The sequence below is a fragment of the Pseudoalteromonas sp. Scap03 genome (genome assembly GCF_013393115.1).
In the GTDB taxonomy this organism is placed as follows: domain Bacteria; phylum Pseudomonadota; class Gammaproteobacteria; order Enterobacterales; family Alteromonadaceae; genus Pseudoalteromonas.
The window spans coordinates 1,417,521-1,440,042 of the sequence record NZ_VDEU01000001.1 but is presented as its reverse complement, the minus strand read 5'-3'; the positions used below and the strand labels follow the sequence as shown (position 1 = coordinate 1,440,042).

Genomic DNA, 22,522 nt, shown 5'->3' with positions numbered 1-22,522 from the left:
TATCGCCTTAATGGTTTATTGTTTTAATTTACAAAATATCTTTTTAAAAACAGCCGGAAGAGCAACAAAGCTCAACGCAAGGCGCCTTAATCGGGCTTGCACTCGTTGATGAACTTGTATTAACGCCGCAAGGCACGGCTGATGAGGAGTCTAAACACTTCAACTCTTCAAAATACTGATATGCTTATATTCATATTTGAGTGTAGCTAAGGTAAAAACCATGAAATTACCACTGTCTTGTGATGCCCATTATTACTCACACTTCATGTCTACAGCGCAAAGTGAAACGCTTTTTAAGTGGCTGAGGAGCAACTATGATCTCGAAGAGCCTGAGGTTATAGATTTCCCCGATGGATCACAAAAACCGATTTTACCGTGGCGAATGATTTTTTTAGACTCACAACTTGCTAAATCGGGTAGTTTCTCCTTGCATCATGGCAGACAAACAAAGAGTTTCCCCCTGCTTGAAGAGTTACGTCAGCAAATCACTGAACGCACCGGTTGTAATTTGGCTGTCGCGGTATGTTTGTACTACCCCAATGGGCAAGAAAGCTTAGGCTTTCATAGTGACTTACCCGCATTTGGCTCTACAGATGTGATTGCTTCAATCAGTATTGGGGCTCAGCGAGAATTTTTAATTCGCTCAAAAACCATCACACATGAACGCTATAATATCACGTTAGAAAATGGCTCTTTATTGCTGATGGGCAAAGGCTTTCAAGATAATTATGAACATGCAATTGCCAAAGGTGATAACACAATAGGACCTAGATTTAATATCTCTTTTAGACGCTTTGGTAATAGCAAAGTATAAGTAGCTCAGTGAAAAAGTGTAAAGTAAGTGAAGGAATCATCCATTAGACAATTTCACTCATCTACTGACTTTAAAGCGATTGAAAATAGATAAGGTATGCCTACTTTCTATCAATACTAGACAAAAACATACTTTCAGGTACTTTATTTTTAGTCATAACTTTATGGTATATACCGTCGTTTATACCTAAATCAATTGCTTTATTTACTACAATCATTGCGTTCAAACTTTTAGTAATGTCTTTTGCAAATGCAACATGAATTGAACGTTTCTCAATAACGTCAGAATCAAATGATATTTCGTTTTTAAATTCAATTAATTCATTACTTAACAAGTATTCACCATAACTCTGCGACATAATAAGACGGTCTACTTTTTGATTATAAAGTAGTTTAAACCCTTGTTGAGCAGTGGCAACTTCTAACAACTCATAAGTATGATAACCTTTTAATATTTTGTCATGTACACCTAAACGAACACTCGCAATAATATTTTCTTCGCCTTTTCTATCTTTATGATAAAAAGCACCAAATGCCCCCATACCAATTGGGTTTGACAATACCGCCCACTGCTCTCTTCCTGGTAGATTAGCCGCTAAAAATAGACCGTCAGCTTTTCCTGACTGAGTATAATAGTTTGCTCTTGCCCAAGGTAAAACAATGGCATCCACCTCATACCCCAATTTAGCTAAGCTTTGATTTAAAAATTGCCAACTCGCACGATAGATTGGGTAATTTTCCTGCAGCATTTTTTCATGATCATGGCCAACTGCAAACGTAATGGTTTTATCTTTTTCGCTGGCATTTAACAAGCCGATATTAAAGCAGAAAATGCAAAAAAGAATGAGAGTTCTACGAATCATAGTAATCTCTTTTTGAAGGTGAATTTTTAAATTATATAAGATTTAAAAATAAAAGTTATATTTAAAGTGCTTGCTAATAACATAATAGGCATAAGCTATTTCAGTAAGGGGCCGCCCTTTAGTCTGTATCGATTAATTACACCCTAAATTTCACAAAAACGGGAAGTGAATTTATCACTATGTTTCAATAATCTGCCTGCAATCAGTCACCCCTAAAAAATTACGTAAGGCCTCCAATAAAGAGCTTAACTGTATTTTCAGTTGGTGCCCCATTTAATTGTTGGGTTGAAATAAAACACTTGAACTCTGTGAATAAAAAATCAAGGAAAAACCGCGACCAACTTGCGCGGTATTTTACAATTTTGAACCCCTTTGTGGTTTTACTAAATACAGCCTCAAATCCCAATAAAAGGAGAAACTAAAGGCAGATGCAAGCCATAACGGTAAAACCAGCCCAACACCGTTCAGCAAGCCGAGGAATAAGAAACTCACCAAAGGTGATAATTAATTTTTGTGTAGCGTAAACAGTCCTATATTCACGGCACTAGGGATCCAAATAGCTAATTGAGACTTTAATACTTGTGTTTCTATATTCATTTTATCTGAACAATAGGCGACAGCCTCTTTGTAACAATGCTGATCTTTTTTTAGCTGAAGCAAGAAATCGGTTTGCCAGTCGTTTAACATAGTGACTTTTAAGCGGTATTGGTGGCGTGATATGGCAATATACGTTTGCTCTGGTGTGGGCGCAAGAGATGACTTACCTTGCTCAAGCTCAGCGACTAAAGGCAGTAAAGGATAATCGCTTTGAATAAGCTGTACGGACTCAGGTACTGCTATTATAAAGTCTTGCGCAATACCGCAAAGTAGCTCAATTTCGCTAATGGACAAAGCTTCATGTGCGGTTTCGGGCCCAGGCTTCAAAAGTGTTAATGCTTTTGCTCTTTCAAATTTAGCTAGTTCTGCGGGTAGACAAAACATAGCTTGCTGATGCGGGCTAAAATCGCCTGTGGGTTTTGTGTGCGCTAAAAAATCAGCGAAGCGCGAGCCTAGCTGGTGCATAGTCCAAGACTCCGATGGCAAGGTGACAATAAAAGCTTTAGCGAAGGTATCAAATACTTCCTTACCCATGAACTGGCAAAGTAGTGCAAACTCCCCCCTAAGGCACTCGACTAAACGCATCACATAACCTGCAGCATAGATGTCGACCCTTCGCATGGCATTAAGGGTGCCACTGCTTTTAACACACTTATATAAAGTTAAGCCTTGTGAAGCAGCAGTATTAAGCTTTTGTGGCAAATCACCTCGCACCATTAAAACGGTGCTAAGCCACTGCTGGGTTTGTATTAAGTCTGGTGTTTTCATTGATCTAACTCTACTCGCTTAGACATGGTGTGGCGTGCCGCATCTAAACGCTCGTTAACTATGGGGGTTGAAAGCGCGTTAGTGTTAATAATCGTATTTTGTTCCGGGATATGACCTGCTAGTACCAGCTTTGCTTTGTTTAACTCTCCAACCAGCTCAGAAAAACTGGGAATATTGGCATCCCACTCAAGTAAGGTCGAAGTCCCCCCAGTTAAGCGCTGCGCCAATTGGTAAAGCTGCCAAACCTTATAGGGGACAGGCTGGTCATGAGTGTCTATCAAACAGTCTCCACAATCACTAGGGCCTGCAAGGTGTATTTGAACAATGTGATCGAGGGGTAATTGGCGAATAAATTGCTCGGCGTCAAAACCATGATTAAAACTACTAACAAAAACATTATTTACATCCAATAACATACCGCATCCTGTTGCTTTGACGAGCTCACAAAAAAACGCGCTTTCAGTGAAAGTAGAGTGTTGAAATTCAAGATAAGTTGACGGGTTTTCAAGCACTAAAGGCCTCTCTAAAAAGTCTTGTACTTGATCAACGCGGTCAATAACGTGCTGTAAACTTTCATCAGTTAGCGGCATTGGTAGCAAGTCGTGACTATTTAAACCAGCAAGGCCTGTCCAGCATAGATGATCAGAAATAAGTTGAGGGTTAACAAACTCACCTAACTCTTTGAGCTTGCGTAAGTATTCAAAGTTAATTGGATCGCTACTACCAATATTCATTGATACGCCATGCATAACTAGCGGGTATTGTTCCTTTAATTTATCGAGCACATACCTACCATATCCGTGGTTATCTATATAGTTTTCACTGATAATTTCAAACCAATCAACACCAAGTGATGTATCGTGTTCCAAATGGGACATAATATAAGGATAATGCTGACTTCTGAGGCCAACACCAAACCCAAGATCAGTTAGCTTTTCGATAGCGGACGCAGCAAAATCCTGCGTCCGAGTTAGATTTGTCATACGCTCTTTCCTATCAAGTTGAAGGAGGAAGTGCTAAACGAATATCTGAAGGCATTGGCTGCTCAGGCGGTTTACCGTTATCATCCAACAAGCCATTAGCATTACTGTAAGCTTGCCAAGCAATGTTGTATACAGCGTCACCTTTTTTATAAGGCATTAATACGCACTCATCTGACTTATCACTGAGAGCGGCTTGGCTTTTTGGGTAAGTATAATCTATTGCTGAGAAGCTGTTATCTTTAAGGTTAAACTTAAATAACTGCATATCGTATTCTTGGTCATCACCTGAAAGCTTCGGGAAAAGTTGAGACGCCGAAATAGGTACTGCACAACCGCCCAAGTTATTACACTTATTATCGGCTGGTGCACTTTTTGGCCCGCTCGATACACTGCCACCACAGCTGCCACCTGGCGTTGTGCTATGCACAAAACCACAACCTCCCTGCGCTTTACAATCATTACTACCTTTACAGCTGTGATATACCTCAGGAGGTGGTAAATCATTAGTGCCGATGTTGTTATAACTCATTCCTTGGCAAGCATGATAAAGCGTGTCCGCACTTTGTGGGTCGATACCGCTCACTAAATCTGGCGCTATTCCTGTAGTTGCCCAGCAGATCGAAATTCTATCTCCAGAACCTCCCATTGCTGGACCCGGAAACTCCTCAGTTTTACCCGACCAATAGCGATCTAGCGCTGTTGTGAGACCTTTGATTGTACCTACTGCTGAACTACTAAATAATTGGTGAGTGTCATTAATATTAGTCGTGAGCCGCAGATTATTGAGCGCTTGCACTACGCTTGCTACCTCTGGGAGTTGCGGATTATTCGCATGTGCTACATCGCCCCCTTTGGGATCTAATAATTCACAGCTCCAAGTGTTGCCATCAGCAAACCATGTAGGCCATGTCATGTAGCGTTCACTAGAGTTTGATGAAGGGGATTCAAAGTCAACGATCAGCTTCAGCGTATCGGTGAAAATTTGAAAGTGATCTTTATATTTATTGGTGATCCGTGCACATGCTGAGCCTGATATAGGACCTTCACTGCAGCTTGCTGGGTAATCCGCTTTTAATGCTTCAGCGCTTGGTTGGAACTTTTCTTCGACTGTACTCGGGTGAGCATCGTTTGATGGCGACTCCTTAGAAGCAAGAAAGTTTTGCGCCCATATCTCATTAGCCCAACGTTTACAAAGCATGTCAGCCACACCATCACCTTCACCTTGATCCGTAATGGCATTCACATTGTTCATTAAGGCTTCTTTGAGAGCTGTATGATCTGAATTTACGTTGAGCGAACCCATAATGCCCGGAAATTGTGCTTGATATTCATCATTTCCAGGGCGCTCATTGAAGTAGTCGCGCTGACTAGCTTCGCAGGTAGGCTGAATAGTTGCGTAATCTAACAAACTAGTTCCATCGTCATATTGGATCTGAATATAATCCCAATAACTTAAGTACATGTGCCCAATTGAACCAAATAGCGGCAAGTCACTTTCCTTGTAATTCGGTTTCCACCAGTCATATGGGGCTTGTTCAAAGTATTTTGGTCGTTGTGTATCTGCGTTTGGTTTTAAAAACTCTGGTTGAATAATTTTGTGAGCATTTTCTTCAGTCTCTTCTATCAACATAAATAGCAGCGTTTGCTCTTTACTGAGTTCTGTAGCATTAACACGTAAATCTTGTAGCGTTTTATTGGGAAAAATTTGTTTGAAATAAGCTTGAACCGCAGGGCTCAATTTAGATAAATCGGTAGTACAGTCCGCAAAGTTCAAAATATGTGGAATGCTACTTTTGTTGTTGTAGCACTTCCAACCATATTTTTCGTCAATTAACGCCTGACTAGTAAAGCTCGGTGTGAGGCCCAATTTACTTGCCATATTTGAGGCCAGTTGTAGATGCAGCATTTCTTCAATAAAAACACTATATACCCCGTTGAACACTTGTTGATTAACAGACAGTTCATATTTTTTGGCTGGTTTATTTGCATCACCACTGTTTCCAGCTGAGGTGTCGGTGTCAAACAAAGCAGTTAAGTTAACATCATACTGATTACGTCTTATTTCAGGAATATAACCAGCCGTAGGACCAAGCCCTGGCCAATAACGGCCGGGATACAGTTTCGACGAGTCTGCAATTTGGTGTGTCCCTTGAATCGAATAGAGGCCGCTCATATAAAGCGGGATTGTAAATAATTCGACGTTAATTGCAGCCTGTGCAATTGCTCTCAGACAAGATAAATCAGCCGCTTTATACTTGCTATCACGCACTTTAATTTTTTGCTTTTGCGCACTGCTGAGAAGAATATTAGCATCAATTTCTGTATCTACTGCAACCGACGGGCCCGTTTTGTTTTGCACATTCATAATTTGCTCCTTTGTGACGGTGAACGTTGTGCAATATCGCTGGCTTAAATAAAAATAAGTTAGGATCTTGGTTGGTTATCCAAGACACCTTAAAGATTTAAGCTAGTTGATTTAGGTGAGCGATGGACACTCTTTATAAAGATAGCTGAAGACAAGCGTAAAAATATTACACAGCATTACATAACGCTATAAATGCATGTGTTGCTAGAAGTAAAAATAGAAAAAAGCATAGGGTCACTAATAATTGCAACCCTGACGAGTTTTTGTATTGAGTTTTTAATCGACCTTCCTAATTACACTCAATTGAGTATTGGGTGTAATAATTTGTAATAGATATCTTAAATCATCCAACCTAACATTTTATTAACAACGAATTTTATGTTGTTTGACAATGAAATAGATATTTACAATGGAGAAATAAATTATGGGTACCGATACTAATTTTAATATTGATGTTAATCAGCTAATTACTAGTGTTTTTGGTAGCAATAAAGATCGCAACGATTTGGCTGTTGGTATAAGGAATGCTACAAAATCAACAATAAGTGTAGATTACTATATTGACCATGGTAGTTTACGAGATGTTGACGGTGGCAACAAAATTAACCCTGGGGAGCTTTGGGAAGCAGGTGTTCATGCTAAAGGTGCGGGTTCAAATATTACTATGAGCATTGAAATTTCAGGTAATAAATCTGGTTGGGCAATTATGTCCGCAACACCAGTAAATAAACAGAACTATTTTAAAGTACAGCATAGTAAAACGCCTTATAGTAGCTCTAAAGATGCATATAAAGCGGCTGATAAAACAAAAAAACACTACTCTGATGATGGCATTTACGATGAAAGTCATAACGGGTATACGGCAGTAATAAGTATGACTGGTGAAAGCCCTGCTGCCTGCACCATTGTTATCGAAGATAACTAATTTTAAATTTATTTGTTATTAGGCAGTGTATATACACTGCCAGAAACAGGACTGATATTGGTAGTAAACGATGACGGAGACCAAGGGCCTTACTTAATCATCAATGATGCTAAAAATATCTAAATTCATAGGGCGTTCTTTACCCAAGCCATAGCGCGTATTCTCACCAATCGAGGCCATTACTAGGTCCATAGCCATATTTAAATTGGTTTAAAAAGTAGGGGCGTTTGGCTTTTAGAATAAAAAGGTCAAGAAAACACAGCTGCCTGCTTGACCGGAACTTTATAATGGATGATCACTTTGCTCTACATCGCTAGACGCTTAATTTTTAATTAATAAGGTAAATCAGCAATAAAAAAGGGCTCTGTGAGCCCTTTAAATCAGTTTTATGGATATAAATTATTGCGGAATATATTGATATATGGCTTTACCATAATAATTGGTATAAGCGCCACCAACCGACAGCAGAGTATTACCATAGGCAACCGTTTTAAAATCACGTAAATAATAGCTAGTCGTATCTTGCACCTCAACCGCAAACGGATTAGCGGTAAGCGTTTTCCATTGCATTAAATCAAAATCAAATTCCACAAAGTTTTTTGCACTTAACAGGTATAACGTATTACCTATAAGTGTAGTGTCATAATAAACACCGGCTTCAAAATCAGGAATTAACTCTGAATTTAAAACACTTTGTGTAGCAACATCAAATTGACTTAACAGTAATTGCTCGTATTGACGTTGGATAACAAAAAGCGCATCACCTTTGCTAAAACAATGCTGTATTTCATTCAAACTCTCAGGTAGTTCTGTTGCTTGCCAGCTGTTATCCACTGTATTTAAACGATTAAGGCGTTGCTGTTGACCATTTTTAGAAAACGCAATGACCTCATCATTAAATGAACAACTCGCTTGTAGCGGATTAATAAACGGCGCAAAGGTAGGTGCTGCAAACGTCTGCCAGGTTTTTTCTTGTGTATCATACACTTCCATATTAGCTTGTGCATTTGCCCCACTTGCACACGCCTCGGTGCCACCAAAGAGATAAAGCTTTTTATCAACAAGTTCTGATTGATAATAATAACGACTCGATTGCGGTGAGCTCAGTTTTTGCCAGCTATTTTGTGCTATATCCCAATGTGACAACCTCGGAGCGCTCGGTTCGGCACTTGAACATATAGAAGCAGCAGCAATCGCAAAGTTATGTGTCACTGCATACAGATCATCACTGGTTGACTGAACATTTAAATGCGTACCTTCAAAGCCCGGTAAATCACCGAGTTTAACCCAAGATACTGCAATCACTTCAATATCAAATGCAGGTAAAGCAGCTTCAAATTCACCATCTGAGACACGAATAACAATACCACTGGTTTTACCTGCATGCTGATTTGAAGGCATACCACTTAATACCCCAGTTACAGTATCAAACGTCGCCCAATCAGGTTTATTGTCAATACTAAAACTCAATTGCTCAGAATCAATATCTGAAGCCGCGGCAGCAAAATGATACGTTTCATTAGCTTGCACAGTAGCAGCAGGAGTTCCTGTAATTACTGGCGCATCGTTAACAGCCGCAAGGGTAATATTAACTTTTACCGTGCTACTTTCTTTAGTGCCTTTTTTTAGTTTAAAGCTAAAGGTATCGTCACCAAATTGGTCTGCCACCGGCACGTAGCTTAAATTTGGATATATACCCGATATCTCACCAAGCGTAGGTTGTTCTACTAATTCTAAAACTATGGCCTCAGCGTCATCAGGGACTTTATTGGCATTAATGACTATAGCTGATGGACTATCTTCCTTGCCCGTAACCGTCATTAATGGCTGGATCTCAAACACACTTTGGACTACGGTCGGTGTGCTTTTTTTATCAGAACCCCCACAGCCAGTTAACAATACAGCCGATATAGCTAAACTTAAAATTTTGATTTTCATAATATAAAACCACTTCCGATGTGAAAAGTAATCTAATGGGCCTTCCGTTCCTCATCTTTGACATACCATTGACGAGCAATGAACAACAAAAGGATAAAACCTCATTAAATACTAAAGTTTTTTTAGGTACAAGAATTCATGTCAATCCATTGTAAATAAATGTATAAAAAAACTGCAAAAATCACGAAAACCAAAAACCAAATGAAACCAAATGGAAAACCAAATGGGGTCAAATCTTGACTTCAAAACCAAATGGGGTCAAATCTTGACTTCAGACATCAAACAATCTCGAAGTTTTCCGTATTGTAATTTAACCTTTTTATCTTCAACCATTAATGTATTCAACCTACCGACAGCTTTCGATATTGCCGAATAGTGTTCAACATTAAAAACATCTGCTAAAGCCTGCAAATTTAATCCTATTAAATCTTGGCATAATTTAATAGCAAACCAGCGTGGTAAATTTTCTCTTTTCGCCCCTTTTTAACCGCTATAATCTCATCAACTTCAACATTAAAGTATTGAGCTAAGTAAGCTATAACATCATCTGCTGAGTGCTTTTTACTAACAAGCTTACTTTCACTATCTGACTTGGCAATATAGTCTTTTATGTTTTCAATAAAGTCCTCACAACCCAAAACCGACAATAACTTTTTAGCACCATAAAAAGCGCTTATTTCTTTGTTGTTTTCATATTCCACAAACTGCTTATAAGCTGCATATTTACGCTTTTTGCCTTGCAGCGAAAATATAAAATCTCGGACGAGCCATTTCGGTGTCGCTCCTCTTTTAATAAAAGCTGAATAGCTAGACCATTTATACTTAGCAAGCTCTTCTACCAACGGTGTGTTCGTTTCAATTGGGTTACGGTGAATGTACCGACTAACATGTAATAAATAGTTATCTGCATCCACAAGCACCGCTTTGTAGCGCCCTCTAAACAACGCACCATCTGTGTTATGTGTTCGATTAAAGTATTGGGTATAAAGGCCATTAATATGCTTCATGGCTCTGCCTAAATTTGCATCGGGGGTTTTGATTAGCAGGTGGTAATGATTGGTCATTAAACAATATGAATGCACTTCAATATTAAAGCGAAGGCTTGCTTGCTCAATGCAATATAAAAAACACTTAAAGTCGTCATCGCTCAAGAAGGTATTTTCACGCCCTCTCCCACGATTCATCACATGATAAAACGCATACTCTATTCGCAGCGGCCTAGACATAGTAATTCACTCAATGAGTAGTAAACTATAAATCTAGACCTTTGATGTCTGAAGTCAAGATTTGACCCCTTTCGTTCCAGAGTAAACGTTAAATACAGTCAAGCCAGCTCAATTCCTTACTCGCTGGCTGACTTTTCATTCTCAATTATCACTGTTTAGCCCTAAGCGGTGATAATTTAAAAAGTAGCCTTGAAAACCTAACTATTTAATAAAAAAAAGAAAAAACAACCCAAAAAATCACACTTTAATTTATAAAATATTAATCATTAAAGTCGGGGAATTATAATAAATAAAGTTCATAACTCTCTCGTCTATCAAAAATAACACAATTAACCTGATTAAAAACCAACCTTTATTTATTAAATTTTTGTTCTACAGTTTATTAATTAGTGGTGCTACAACGAACCTGTTATTTTTCAAAGATACAAGTCGATAAATGGACTGCCAAAAGGAATTTAAAAATGATTTCAAATTTAAATCAAATTGGTTTCACTTCAATTAAAGCAAAATTATTAGCGAGTTTTAGTCTAATAATCATCATGCTAATTGTTACTGCTGGGATTGGTATATATAACCTTTCCATAATGAATGATCAAATGAGTAAAATAATTAATGTTTCAGCTGAAAAAGTAAAACTGGCAGCTAGAGTCAATCAAGGCGCTTTAGCTGTATCTCGAGCTGAAAAAAATATAATTTTGGCAGACTCAAAAGCAGCCATGGATGAATACGCCGACTTCATAGCTCAAACGCGAGATGAAATGCTAAAGCGACGTGCAACTCTTCGCAATTTAGTCAATGACAACGGCAAACGTTTACTCGATGAATTTGCCGCGACATGGGATGAATATATTGAGGTAAATCTTCAAATTCGTGATCTAGCAAGAGCTGATTTAAACGACAAAGCAATAGCCTTATCTAAAAATGAAGGCAGGAGGCTAAACGATTTAGCCATTTCTCAAATGACTAATTTAGTAAATGCAATCGAACAAGATATGGCAAATGACGAGTTAGAAGCTCAAGCACGGCACTCCTCTGCATATAGCTTAATGCTTGTAATTACCCTTGTAGGCTTAATCGCAGGTATTGTTATTGCCATTTTTATCTCTTCGAGAATTACCGGCGCACTTAATCGCCTTTCACATAGAATGAACGATATTGCCGATGGCGAAGGTGATTTAACCGTAACAGTCGACGATTCATCAAAAGATGAAACCGGCGACGTTGCCCGCGCATTTAATAAATTTGTTGCTAAAATTCGCACCACAATAACCTCAGTGGCATCTGAAACCACTCAGGTTGCATCAACTTCCGAAGAGCTTTCAATAGTTAGTAACACCACAAGTGCAGCAGTTAAAAAGCTGCATGATGAAACGCAACAAGTTGCCACCGCTATGACGCAAATGAATGCAACAATTCAAGACGTTGCAAATAGCGCAGAAAATGCAGCAAGTTCAGCAAGTGATTCAAATAATAATGCTAAAGCCGGTGAAAGCATGGTGAACGAAACAGTTCACGCGGTTGATAACCTTACTAAAGAAATTAACCAATCCGCCTCTGCAATTGAAAAGCTACAAGCCGACAGCGAAAATATAAGTACCATATTAGATGTTATTAAAGGCGTATCTGAACAAACAAACTTATTGGCATTAAATGCCGCCATTGAAGCCGCAAGAGCGGGTGAGCAAGGCAGAGGCTTTGCAGTTGTTGCTGATGAAGTAAGAACCTTAGCACAACGAACTAAAGAGTCGGCCACCAACATAGAACAAATGATCGATAAGTTTCAATCCGGAATATTAACCGCCATTGAGGTAATGACCAAAAGCCAACAACAAACAGACTTAGTTGTTGAAAAAGTGAGTAAAACAGGTGAAACCCTGCGAACAATCAATGACTACAGCAGCGCAATTAATGATATGAACGCGCAAATAGCCTCAGCCGCTGAACAACAGGCCGTGGTTGCAGATGAGATCAGCCGCAACGTTGTTAATATTAAACAAGTGACAGAGCAATCATCAGCTGCAACTGAGCAAACATCAACAGCAAGTAACGAAATGGCAATACTAGGCAATAACTTATTAAAATTGGTACAACAGTTTAAAGTGTAAGTACTGGGCTTCTCATGCTTTCAAGCTGAGTAGTGTTCGAAAGCTAATTTAGCAGTACAAAGCACTAAAAGCATAGGTAATAAAAGGAGCTCAAATTGCAGGCATGAATGACTTGTGGTCACTTGCAAACGAGCCCTTTTGGCTGCAGCCGGTGAAGAGGTAAAAACTTACACAAGATTTTACCTCTCTTAAATTAAACTTTTAATTAGATTAGCTGCCCAACAAAGTTAACACTATTATGGGCTAAAATAGGAAACACCAAACTCCCTGTGCGCTCTCTTAGCCAAAGTAAAATAAAGCCGTAGCCGCCTGTTAATAAAATAGCGGGGAAAGAAAAGTGCCACTCTCCACCATTAAACATAACCCCATGAACTAGTCCAAATAACACCACTAAGATCAACCCTGCAATGTTAATTGACGCACCACCTAAACTATAGCGTTCAGATATGATTGCCAAAGATATACAAAATAAAAGAATCCCTCTAAACATAGGCTCCTCATCAAAGCCTGGCATTGTTGCCTGATAAAGTAAGGTTTCTAAATCGTAATTAGCTTCACCACTCCAAAAAAGTGATACAACTATCTGTAAAATGATAAACAAGCACATAACTGTAAAAGCGGGTTTTATAGAGTTTTCATTTTGCCTAAAAGTAAAACCAGCATCTGCAATACGAAAGTTAGCTTTAAATTTAACTAAAGCCAATAGTACGACTAACCAAAGGATTATTGCCGCTACTTTTCCAGACCAATTCCACGACATATCAGGAAAAAGCATACCCAAGGGGATAACCTTTCCACCTTTAAACAAAGCAAAAAAGTAGCAAACTAAAATACCTAACGAAATCAAAGACCACATTAGATTTAAATCCACTTTTTTAATTGCTCTTAATATCAAAACTAAAAGTAATATAACGCCGACATTTGCAATGTAAACCTATAAATAGATCTTCCATGAATACCTCTTTTTTAAAGGCTATTTCTGGCACTTATTTTATTATTGTTTTAAGTAGTAACTAATACTAATCCTAAATTAGGTACTGTTAAGCAATTAGTTATAAAAGAAATAAGCACTCTAGGTACAAACAGGGTGTTTACAGCAATTAATACTTTTATGTGGCTTTAAGATGGATATTAAGACTGGATATGTCGTATTGTATTCAAGGCAAAGACAAACATCCCTGCTTGACCAGAGGTTTTTAATGGCCGCCCTTCGGCTTTTGGTTTTCTACTGAATATTCAGAATATGTTTAGATATTTTAACCTCCTCAATATTATAAGGAGGTATTTAGGTCAAATGGAAAAAGCACTGTTTGACTAAATTAGACCCTGTAACTAAACATGGCGAAGGTACCTTATGCATTCTTTCTCAGAAGACGATGTCCAGCCGCTACCCAATATCTGAATAAGATAATTTTTCAGAGCTTTATTTAGTGATAGAGCTTGCTTAATAAGAGGATACCTACCTGTTCTAATCAACTCTATATAAGCAATTGCTATGTCATCAACATCTGTAAAATACTTATCATTCAACTGTATAAAAACAGCCATTACCTTATCTAATTCATATGTACACTCAGTAATTAAAGCACTCGCCATTTTATTCTCATTAGTAGAAAAAACATTAGTAAAGCGAGGTATAAAGCTTCTGGCAAACTCCCCATCTGGGCCTGCAAGTTCAATATATACTTGATCAGATATAATAGAACCCAAAACTCCACCAACAACAACACCTACTGCTACACCTATAGGCCCAAACCAGATGCCAGCAGTCGCGCCCCCAGCGGCGCCCCCAGCAAAGCCACCTCCAATGTTAGTTGCTTCACGTCCTGCCGCTTTGAGTTTATTATCTGAACTACTAATATTATAAACTGCGATACATATAGAAAGTACCCATAAGCTTCGCCCTGCTTTGCCTAAGTTGTTTGCTTTGGCGCTAACGTTAGGGTTTGCCTTCCCTGCACTTTGAACTATCTTTTTATAAATAGATGAAGCTTCTGATTCATTTAGCTCGCCAAAACCTTTACCGAACTGGCTTTTTGCATATTTATCTAGTAATACCTCTAAATTCAAACCACTGGCCTTTAACTTAACAACCTTAGCTTTACCAATATCACTAGTTTTACTGCGAGAGACTGCCATGATTTCATTTCGCATTTCATTCGCAGCTACAGCAGCTTGTTTAGGTGTTATGACTCCAGTCTTATAAGCATTAACTAATTCCAAAGACATTTTTTTTGTCTGTTCCATATATAGCGCCCTTACTTTTGAATCATTTATGAAACGACTACCAAAGTTAATTGCTGCTACTTCCATTTGCCTAATACTAGTTTCTACATCTTTGTCAGAAATAAACGAGTCCATGTTTGTAAACCTTAATCTTTTATTGTTAGATAACTTGGTGATAATTTATTTGAGTAACGAAGGCCATTTGAAGGTATTGCATGAGAAATGTGCACTTTTTTTTTGTCGGCAATAATTAAATTATTTATCGAATCCCCCCAAAATTTGAATTCAATCGTTTGATCATTTTTAATTATTAAATCTTTCAAAATCCCTGGAGAATAAGGCTTCGAGAGTTCAACACTTTCAATAACCTCACCTTTTGAATCAATCAAAGTAATATATAATGTCTCCTCGTATGGAGAATCATCGGAGGTAAAGAATATATACGTGCAATTTTTTCTTTTAAATATTTTTTCTACCTTCTTTCCATATAATACTTGTTGGTTTTGCAGGCCATCAAAATGTACTTGTAATTTTTCTTTAACTTTATTTTCTGAAAAAAATGTAACTTCTTCCATAATTAAATCCGTTTAATATTAGATATTAACAATATTATATATTTCCCCAATTAATGTACACCTTTGAAATAGAGTTACTAAATCTCACTCAAAACTACTTTGTCAAAATACGGAGTTTATTTATATAGACCAAAAGAGACCTAACAAGCTCATCCATTGACCTTTTTTCCTTTTATTTAGTCCTTTGCTCTTTAAAATCTAAGTCTTTATTCAAAGAATACAGATGAAAACATTAATAGTGCACAAAGCATAAAAATTACAAAATACACTTTAAATAATCTCGAGACGTGAGCTGGTACCTTGTTTCTATCATTTAATAAATTATACCGTTTTGCATACCAATCAAATAAAAATACACTGCCATAATGAAGTAAACCATGAAGCGCCATAAAAATATTTAGGGAATAGTAGCGATTTCCATGCTCTAAAATATCTTCAACCGTTCTGAGCTTTTTTGCTTTTAAATAAAAAGCTAAAGGTAAAAGAATGATAAAAATAACACTTAAGCCAACACCAAAAAATATCAAATCCATTATTTAATCAACAAAAAAGAAAAGCAGTTAATCTAAACAAAGTAGGCCATTAGGCATGCTAATAAAAACATAAGGCTAAATGTTATAAACAAAATATAATGAAGCTTAAACCACATCTGCAAATTTTTGGGTACCTTTTCTCTCTCCTCTATTACCTTATAACGCCTAGCATACCAATCGATTAGAAATATAGAACCGTAGTGCAATGCTCCGCTACCAGCAGTTATGATATTTAATGAGTAAAAACGATTTCCATCATCTAGAACATCCTCTACCAACCGAGTTTTTTTATCTTTTATAGCTATTAAAATTGGTAATATTATAAAAAAGAAAAGACCCGCAGATGTAAGAAACAGAGTTAAAAACCACAACTTAATAGGCTCCATTACTTTTCAACAACCTCATATATTAACTCGCCTGCAACCCCTCCAGAATAACCTCCAGCTTCGCTGCCTCAACCCTATCAGCGCAATTCCAACATACCCAACTCTTTTCAGGTTTTTGCCCATGTTGGCTACAGTTTTATAGTCTTGAAATTAGTAACGGGATTTCGATTCGCAAGTGGTTGTGACTGGTCATTAAACAGAACAATACACATAAATATTAAACGAAGGCTTGCTCAATATAATGTAAAAAAGACTTAAAGCCATCATCATTCAAAAAGGTGTTTGCATGCCCTCTTCCACGATTAATTACGTGATAAAACGCATTTTCATACTCTATTCGTAGCGGCCTAGATATAGCGATTCACTCAAAAAGCTGTAAACTATAAATCTAGACCTTTGATGTCTGAAGTCAAGACTTGACCCCTTTGGTTTTAATCGTCGCAGTACAGCCAGAAATAAAAACCAAACCCGAAAAGAAAAATATTTTACGAATACCCATAATTCTCTCTAATCAGACTGACTAACTGAAAAGCTAATAGAATAAGCAGCCTTGGCAGGATAGAAATTAAACCCGAGTGATTTTTTGAACTTACTGGTATTTTCGATCGTATTACTCGATGAGAGAGGCTTATGTATTTGCATCCCCAAAAAAGGCTTTATTTGTTCACTGAAGTTTTGATATTCAAAATCAATCCCTGTGTAAACCCCATATATAGATTGACTTTCAGGGCCTTGCTCAGAGAAAGTTAAACCAATGTTATAATCCGCTTTCCAAAATTCACTGAGTTCAACTTGGTATGAAACCCCTAAGCCGTGCTCAAAAAACGAATCAATATCAAAGGAATTGCCATTAACCGTACTTTTATAGCCTTCAATGTATGACATGGATAGGTCAAGTTTATATGGCTCTTCTGCGTTTGATGCAAATGAGCAAATTAAACATAAAAATAATAATGAATCCCTCACATTTCCCCCTCGCTTTCTCTTTGAGAAAGGTATTTATATAAACCGACTACAATATACATACTAACCAAAAGCTGCCTAAAAATATCAAATGCAGGCTGATCTAAAACTGCAATTCCCTCAATGACAACATTCGAGTAAAAATGCCATCCAGTAAGAAGGACCACATAACTTATGTATCCAATTCCAAGTACCAAAAATAACCTAAAAGTAAAATAATGAATCCTTTTTTTCCTCTCCCTGGCTGAGAACATTTCTTTGTATATCCAATAGCCATCGTTTTTTACAAAAGGAACCAAATTAAAGAAAATTTGTATCGCTAGCATGTAAAAAAGTAAAACTAGCGCAACCTCTCCTAACCAAAAATAAAATGGTAAAACCAATAGAGGAAAGAAGATAATTTGATATAAAACGCCCGCAAAGAGTACTTTTAATTTTTTATTTTTGTCTATAAGTAATGCAGCATCTCTAACATCCGAAAAAAATGCTGGAAAGCAATAGTTAAATGTGACACCAATTGGAGCTTCTTTACCATGGTATTTATAGAGCAAAGAACTATGACCCAACTCGTGAATAATGCCAGAAGTAAATATATACAGCATAAGCATAATTAAAATATCATACCCCATACCAACTGACGCTGAAGGTATGGCAGTAAGTATATTATTAGTGTCATAAAGGTAAAAAGAGATACTTAATATCAACACTAGGTAAGGAATCAATAGTCTTGCGTAACTAAATAAACTGAAGAATTTTAGTGCAAAGCTTAAAGGTCGCTCTTTTAACAGAACAAACCCTTCAACTTCCTCTCCAGTACTCTCACTGATATGCTCTATCTCACTGGCTTTATAAATCACACCTTTTTTATGTAAATCATAAATATACTCAGCTTTGAGCATATTGGAAATTTCACCAGTATTAGAAGAATGCTTTTCTAGTAATGTAAAAATGTCTTTTGGGATATGGAAATATCTGTCTTGAATCGTTTTTATTGATACAACGTGGCCATTATCTAATTTTTCCTTGTAATTAAATATGTAACTCTCATCTAATGTATTCACTATGGCAGACCCTTACGCTATTTAAATTCACACATTCGTTCTAATTCATTAACCCGCTCAAAGTTTTTGAAGTCATTACCTAACAACTTTACATATTCATCTACAACTTCACCATGGCTATTAATTTCAGCTAGTCCAATAGACATTTTTTTATAATCATTACTTATTTGAGGTAGTATTAAAGATGGTTTTTGTTTTAACATCGAGGCGATACGCATGTACCCCAAACGATGCTTAATTTTGCCAAAATGAGTATCAAACATCTTATAATTTTTATCGTCACTACCGGCTGGTAAATCGACCAATATAAAAATACATTTTCCAGCTTTTTTTGCTTTGAGTACTTTTTTCACAAACAAGCCTGATTCATCAATAACAATTGGTTCTAATTCTGAACCAAAGGCATGCGCACATTTTACTACAAGTCCTAAATCAATACTCTGTGAAGTCAGAATGAAAGCCGCGCCACTGAAATTAAATTTTTTTACAAAGTAAAGGGGAACAGAGAAATAAGGGCCATAATGAAACAAAAAAAATATATTTTTATTTTCGACTTCGACATTGTCTTCGAAGCTTACATCGCAATTTAAATAGAATTGACTTTCTGGTCCATTAATTAAAAAGTCGGCATGTAATTTTCTGTAAGCTAGCCAATGGGAAAATTCTTTATCAAGTTGAGATTCAATTAGATTGCTGCTACAAACCTGCTTTGCAATACCATAAAACCTAGCTTTTTCTTGTTGATATCTTGATTCTTTATTATTCATTAGATTCGCAACAAAGAGAGAAGTAATACTTCTCTCTTTTTATTTTAAAAGCTCAATTAGAAAGGTGTTGAGCAGCCAACGCCAATTTCCCAATCGTGATCTACATGTGATTCAACTTCTTGAATTTCATCTAGCTGTAGTTCTTCGTTGTTTTCTACTGGAAGTTGTTGAATGTTTTCCATTTTATTTTCCATTTTATTTTCCTTTTAATAAAGTTGATGATTTTGAAGCATCTCTTGTACCTCTAAAGTTACATTAACCTCACGGAAGCATTATTGCAACATAAAATTAACCAAAACCGTGAAAAATTAGAAACGAAAAGCAAAATCCCTTACAAACCATTGATTTAAAAGGAGAAAACACATAAAAAGCCACAAGAGTCACCCATTAGGAAGTTCCGGTCAAGCAGGCAGCTGTGCTTTCTTGATCTTTTTATTCAAAAAACCAAGTGTTGTTACTTTTTAAACCGAAGGAACCGAATGGGGTCTGGAACCGAATGGGGTCAAATCTTGACTTCAACCGAATGAACCAAATGGGGTCAGAACCAAATGAGAACCAAATGGGGTCATGAGAACCAAATGGGGTCACCAAATGGGGTCAAGTCTTGACTTCAACCGAATGAACCAAATGGGGTCAGAACCAAATGCAACCAAATGTGCAACCAAATGAACCAAATGGGGTCAAGTCTTGACTTCAGACATCAAACAATCTTGCAACTTGTACAATTGTAATTTAACCTTTCTATCTTCAACCATTAATGTATTCAACCTACCGACAGCTTTCGATATTGCCGAATAGTGTTCAACATTAAAAACATCTGCTAAAGCCTGCAAATTTAATCCTATTAAATCTTGGCATAATTTAATAGCAAACCAGCGTGGTAAATTTTCTCTTTTCGCCCCTTTTTAACCGCTATAATCTCATCAACTTCAACATTAAAGTATTGAGCTAAGTAAGCTATAACATCATCTGCTGAGTGCTTTTTACTAACAAGCTTACTTTCACTATCTGACTTGGCAATATAGTCTTTTATGTTTTCAATAAAGTCCTCACAACCCAAAACCGACAATAACTTTTTAGCACCATAAAAAGAGCTTATTTCTTTGTTGTTTTCATATTCCACAAACTGCTTATAAGCTGCATATTTACGCTTTTTGCCTTGCAACGAAAATATAAAGTCTCGAACAAGCCATTTAGGCGTTACTCCCCTTCTAATGAAAGCTGGATAGCTAGACCACTTATATTTAACAAGCTCTTCTACCAAAGGGCTACTCGTTTCAATTGGGTTACGGTGAATGTACCGACTAACATGCAATAAATAGTTATCTGCATCCACAAGTATCGCTTTGTAGCGCCCTCTAAACAACGCACCATCCGTATTATGTGTTCGATTAAAGTATTGGGTATAAAGGCCATTAATATGCTTCATGGCTCGGCCTAAATTTGCATCAGGGGTTTTGATTAGCAAGTGGTAATGATTGGTCATTAAGCAATATGAATGCACTTCAATATTAAAGCGAAGGCTTGCTTGCTCAATGCAATATAAAAAATATTTAAAGTCGTCATCACTCAAAAAGGTATTTTCACGCCCTCTTCCGCGATTCATCACATGATAAAACGCATTCTCATACTCTATTCGCAGCGGCCTAGACATAGCGATTCACTCAATAAGCTGTAAACTATAAATCTAGACCTTTGATGTCTGAAGTCAAGATTTGACCCCTTTCGTTTTTAAAGTTCAATGTGATTGTTGAATATAGTTTGCAACTGGCACATATTATAACTCAATAAGTTAGGTTGGGCTTTTTTCAAATAAAAAATGCAACTAAAACACAAAATCTCATTATCAATGAGCTTAACTTTTTAAATAGAGTTTGCAACCAGAAATAGGATATATCATTTCAATTAATAATGTGTTTGCTCAACGCGTAAGTTTAGATTAAATGCAATCAAGCCTGAGTGTCATATACGTTGTTAAAAGCGGACAGAAGTAACACATATATTTTGAGGGCTTTGTGTTCAAGAACGAACATGAAAATCTCTAACACCGCATATTTTCTGGTTTAACAGTGCGTGACTATGACCACTTAGTTAATTCGCCTAGAAACGCACAATGTAAATTATTTAAATAGTCAATTGCTTTATCTAAAGCGCTTCTCACATGTTCAATTGGATTGGGATTAAGATCGTAAGTAGCTACAATATTGTCATTGGAATCTAACATTACTGAGCACTTGATAGGAGAATCCGTTGTTGGGTGAAACTTTTCCAAATTTTCACCAAGGTCTATAGGTTGAACTGTGGCTTTCTTCAAATCTTGCCGCCTATTTGTAGCTTCAGGATATCTGAAATATGTGCTTGTTGGATCAAAACCACTTATAAGGTTTATTTGCGCTGTTAATTCTGTATCTATTGTCCAGTCAGTTGTTTTTGGGAGTAAATCGCTACAGTCGTTAAAAATCAATAAAAAATAGCTGTATAGGTCCGCCAAATTATGAGTATTGGAAAGCAACTTCCACTTCCCATTTACGCAAATAGCAGGTTTTTCTAAACTGAAACCTTCTCCAAAAGGGATGTTATATTTTTTATGTAATATATAAATTAGCGATTTCAAGTACAACTCAATAGCATGTCGCTGAACATAACAAGTAGGCGAGACTAACTCTTTGCTATTTTCATTTTTTTGTAATGCTTTAGCTGCGTCTCTAAAGTGCCGTGCCGAAATTCCTAGGCCTTTGTCAAAATGTTGCTCTGGTGGGGTTACCAATATGTTCACAATTTCACTCTCAATTAGCTTGTTATATGCATGAAAGAAATGGCCAACCAAAGTTTAAGCGCCATACTCGTTCCAAATCTCTTTGTAATTCAGAAAATGAATTATTAATACCATATATAGGATTTTTACAATCACACACAACAAACTTAACTCTAAAGTCTTTCTCATTTAAGCAACGAGTTAAAGCTAGCTTTCCGGTTTGTCCATCTGTATTTGTAAAAGCAGCTGACACTCGAGCTTTTAAATCAGTGCCTTTGCCATTATAAACACACCAGTATTCTTCACCACTTTGCTTGATAACCCACTTTGAATCTTGATGAACCTTAGCCATTAACGATAAATCAACATGAACAGGGTTAGTAGGAGTCGGAGCCTCAATAAATCTGTCTAGAGGTAACTTAGTAAAAATCCAATAAAACCCGGAAGATTTAGTTGGAATTTCCCTCTTAGCCTCTTTCAATGTATATAGGTTTTGAGAATCCAAAAGCTTATTAATTTTTATTACTTTATCTAGCACAACACTTCCAGCAAGAGATTAATTCAGTTCAATTTATTTTCGGTTAGATTCTTCCACTTTTCTAATGAATCCGTTTCTATTTCACACTTTGACTTGTTTTACCACTTATCCTAAACAATTACTATTACAGCGCTT

General features: G+C 36.9%; 20 protein-coding genes. 3 read left to right on the top strand and 17 right to left on the bottom strand.

Translation table 11 applies throughout. The features are described from left to right. Positions 1–220: 220 nt before the first annotated feature. Positions 221–814 (top strand): alpha-ketoglutarate-dependent dioxygenase AlkB, encoded by a 594-nt coding sequence (locus FHG08_RS06530; protein ID WP_178955043.1) that lies wholly within the window; start codon positions 221–223, stop codon positions 812–814. 100 nt (positions 815–914) lie between these two features. Here FHG08_RS06530 and FHG08_RS06525 read toward each other — a convergent pair whose 3' ends face one another. The 4 genes from FHG08_RS06525 to FHG08_RS06510 all read right to left on the bottom strand — a co-directional run bounded on the left by FHG08_RS06525 (position 915) and on the right by FHG08_RS06510 (position 6,389). Beyond that, positions 915–1,676, bottom strand: a complete 762-nt coding sequence (locus tag FHG08_RS06525; RefSeq protein WP_178955041.1) for an ABC transporter substrate-binding protein — start codon at positions 1,674–1,676, stop codon at positions 915–917. Between the two features lie 504 nt (positions 1,677–2,180). Next, complete coding sequence (locus tag FHG08_RS06520; RefSeq protein WP_178955039.1) at positions 2,181–3,041, bottom strand: DNA-binding domain-containing protein; 861 nt, start codon at positions 3,039–3,041, stop codon at positions 2,181–2,183. Continuing rightward, entirely contained in the window at positions 3,038–4,024 is a 987-nt protein-coding gene (locus FHG08_RS06515; protein ID WP_138608981.1) for a DUF692 domain-containing protein, read from the bottom strand. The genes FHG08_RS06520 and FHG08_RS06515 overlap by 4 nt, the downstream gene beginning before the upstream one ends. A 13-nt stretch (positions 4,025–4,037) precedes the next feature. Next, complete coding sequence (locus FHG08_RS06510; RefSeq protein WP_178955037.1) at positions 4,038–6,389, bottom strand: ferritin-like domain-containing protein; 2,352 nt, start codon at positions 6,387–6,389, stop codon at positions 4,038–4,040. A gap of 424 nt (positions 6,390–6,813) precedes the next feature. Between FHG08_RS06510 and FHG08_RS06505 the strand changes: the two genes are divergently transcribed. Next, positions 6,814–7,314, top strand: coding sequence for a hypothetical protein (locus FHG08_RS06505; RefSeq protein ID WP_138608985.1), 501 nt, complete (start codon positions 6,814–6,816; stop codon positions 7,312–7,314). Between the two features lie 399 nt (positions 7,315–7,713). On the opposite strand, the gene FHG08_RS06500 is transcribed toward FHG08_RS06505, so the two are convergent. Together FHG08_RS06500 and FHG08_RS06495 are read right to left on the bottom strand one after the other, a co-directional pair. After that, positions 7,714–9,252: an Ig-like domain-containing protein gene (locus tag FHG08_RS06500; RefSeq protein ID WP_178955035.1), complete on the bottom strand. Its 1,539-nt coding sequence runs from the start codon at positions 9,250–9,252 to the stop codon at positions 7,714–7,716. Between the two features lie 422 nt (positions 9,253–9,674). Continuing rightward, positions 9,675–10,478: a transposase gene (locus tag FHG08_RS06495; protein ID WP_256729632.1), complete on the bottom strand. Its 804-nt coding sequence runs from the start codon at positions 10,476–10,478 to the stop codon at positions 9,675–9,677. A 461-nt stretch (positions 10,479–10,939) separates the two neighbouring features. Between FHG08_RS06495 and FHG08_RS06490 the strand changes: the two genes are divergently transcribed. Beyond that, positions 10,940–12,583, top strand: coding sequence for a methyl-accepting chemotaxis protein (locus FHG08_RS06490; RefSeq protein ID WP_178955033.1), 1,644 nt, complete (start codon positions 10,940–10,942; stop codon positions 12,581–12,583). A 205-nt stretch (positions 12,584–12,788) separates the two neighbouring features. Here the strand turns inward: FHG08_RS06490 and FHG08_RS06485 are convergent, their stop codons facing one another. From FHG08_RS06485 to FHG08_RS06435, 11 genes are all read right to left on the bottom strand, one after another. Further along, positions 12,789–13,439 carry a CPBP family intramembrane glutamic endopeptidase gene (locus FHG08_RS06485; RefSeq protein WP_256729631.1) on the bottom strand — a complete coding sequence of 217 codons (651 nt, stop codon included), beginning with the start codon at positions 13,437–13,439 and terminating at the stop codon, positions 12,789–12,791. 476 nt (positions 13,440–13,915) lie between these two features. Next, positions 13,916–14,944, bottom strand: a complete 1,029-nt coding sequence (locus FHG08_RS06480) for a hypothetical protein (protein WP_013464099.1) — start codon at positions 14,942–14,944, stop codon at positions 13,916–13,918. Between the two features lie 11 nt (positions 14,945–14,955). Beyond that, positions 14,956–15,384, bottom strand: coding sequence for a hypothetical protein (locus tag FHG08_RS06475; RefSeq protein ID WP_013464098.1), 429 nt, complete (start codon positions 15,382–15,384; stop codon positions 14,956–14,958). 206 nt (positions 15,385–15,590) lie between these two features. Further along, entirely contained in the window at positions 15,591–15,917 is a 327-nt protein-coding gene (locus FHG08_RS06470) for a hypothetical protein (RefSeq protein WP_178955031.1), read from the bottom strand. A gap of 893 nt (positions 15,918–16,810) precedes the next feature. After that, entirely contained in the window at positions 16,811–17,269 is a 459-nt protein-coding gene (locus tag FHG08_RS06465; RefSeq protein ID WP_178955029.1) for a hypothetical protein, read from the bottom strand. Then, a complete protein-coding gene (locus FHG08_RS06460) occupies positions 17,266–18,327 on the bottom strand; it encodes a M50 family metallopeptidase (protein WP_178955027.1) in 1,062 nt (353 codons plus the stop codon). Before FHG08_RS06460 ends, FHG08_RS06465 begins: the two co-directional genes overlap by 4 nt. A gap of 17 nt (positions 18,328–18,344) precedes the next feature. Continuing rightward, a complete protein-coding gene (locus FHG08_RS06455) occupies positions 18,345–19,094 on the bottom strand; it encodes a hypothetical protein (protein ID WP_178955026.1) in 750 nt (249 codons plus the stop codon). A gap of 56 nt (positions 19,095–19,150) precedes the next feature. Continuing rightward, the gene (locus FHG08_RS06450; protein ID WP_178955024.1) at positions 19,151–19,288 is read right to left on the bottom strand and encodes a hypothetical protein; all 138 of its coding nucleotides are present in this window, start codon (positions 19,286–19,288) and stop codon (positions 19,151–19,153) included. A 650-nt stretch (positions 19,289–19,938) separates the two neighbouring features. Next, complete coding sequence (locus tag FHG08_RS06445; protein ID WP_256729630.1) at positions 19,939–20,748, bottom strand: transposase; 810 nt, start codon at positions 20,746–20,748, stop codon at positions 19,939–19,941. Positions 20,749–21,171: 423 nt separating this feature from the next. Further along, positions 21,172–21,870, bottom strand: a complete 699-nt coding sequence (locus tag FHG08_RS06440; RefSeq protein ID WP_178955022.1) for a hypothetical protein — start codon at positions 21,868–21,870, stop codon at positions 21,172–21,174. A gap of 22 nt (positions 21,871–21,892) precedes the next feature. Then, positions 21,893–22,387, bottom strand: a complete 495-nt coding sequence (locus tag FHG08_RS06435) for a hypothetical protein (RefSeq protein WP_178955020.1) — start codon at positions 22,385–22,387, stop codon at positions 21,893–21,895. Positions 22,388–22,522: the final 135 nt, after the last annotated feature.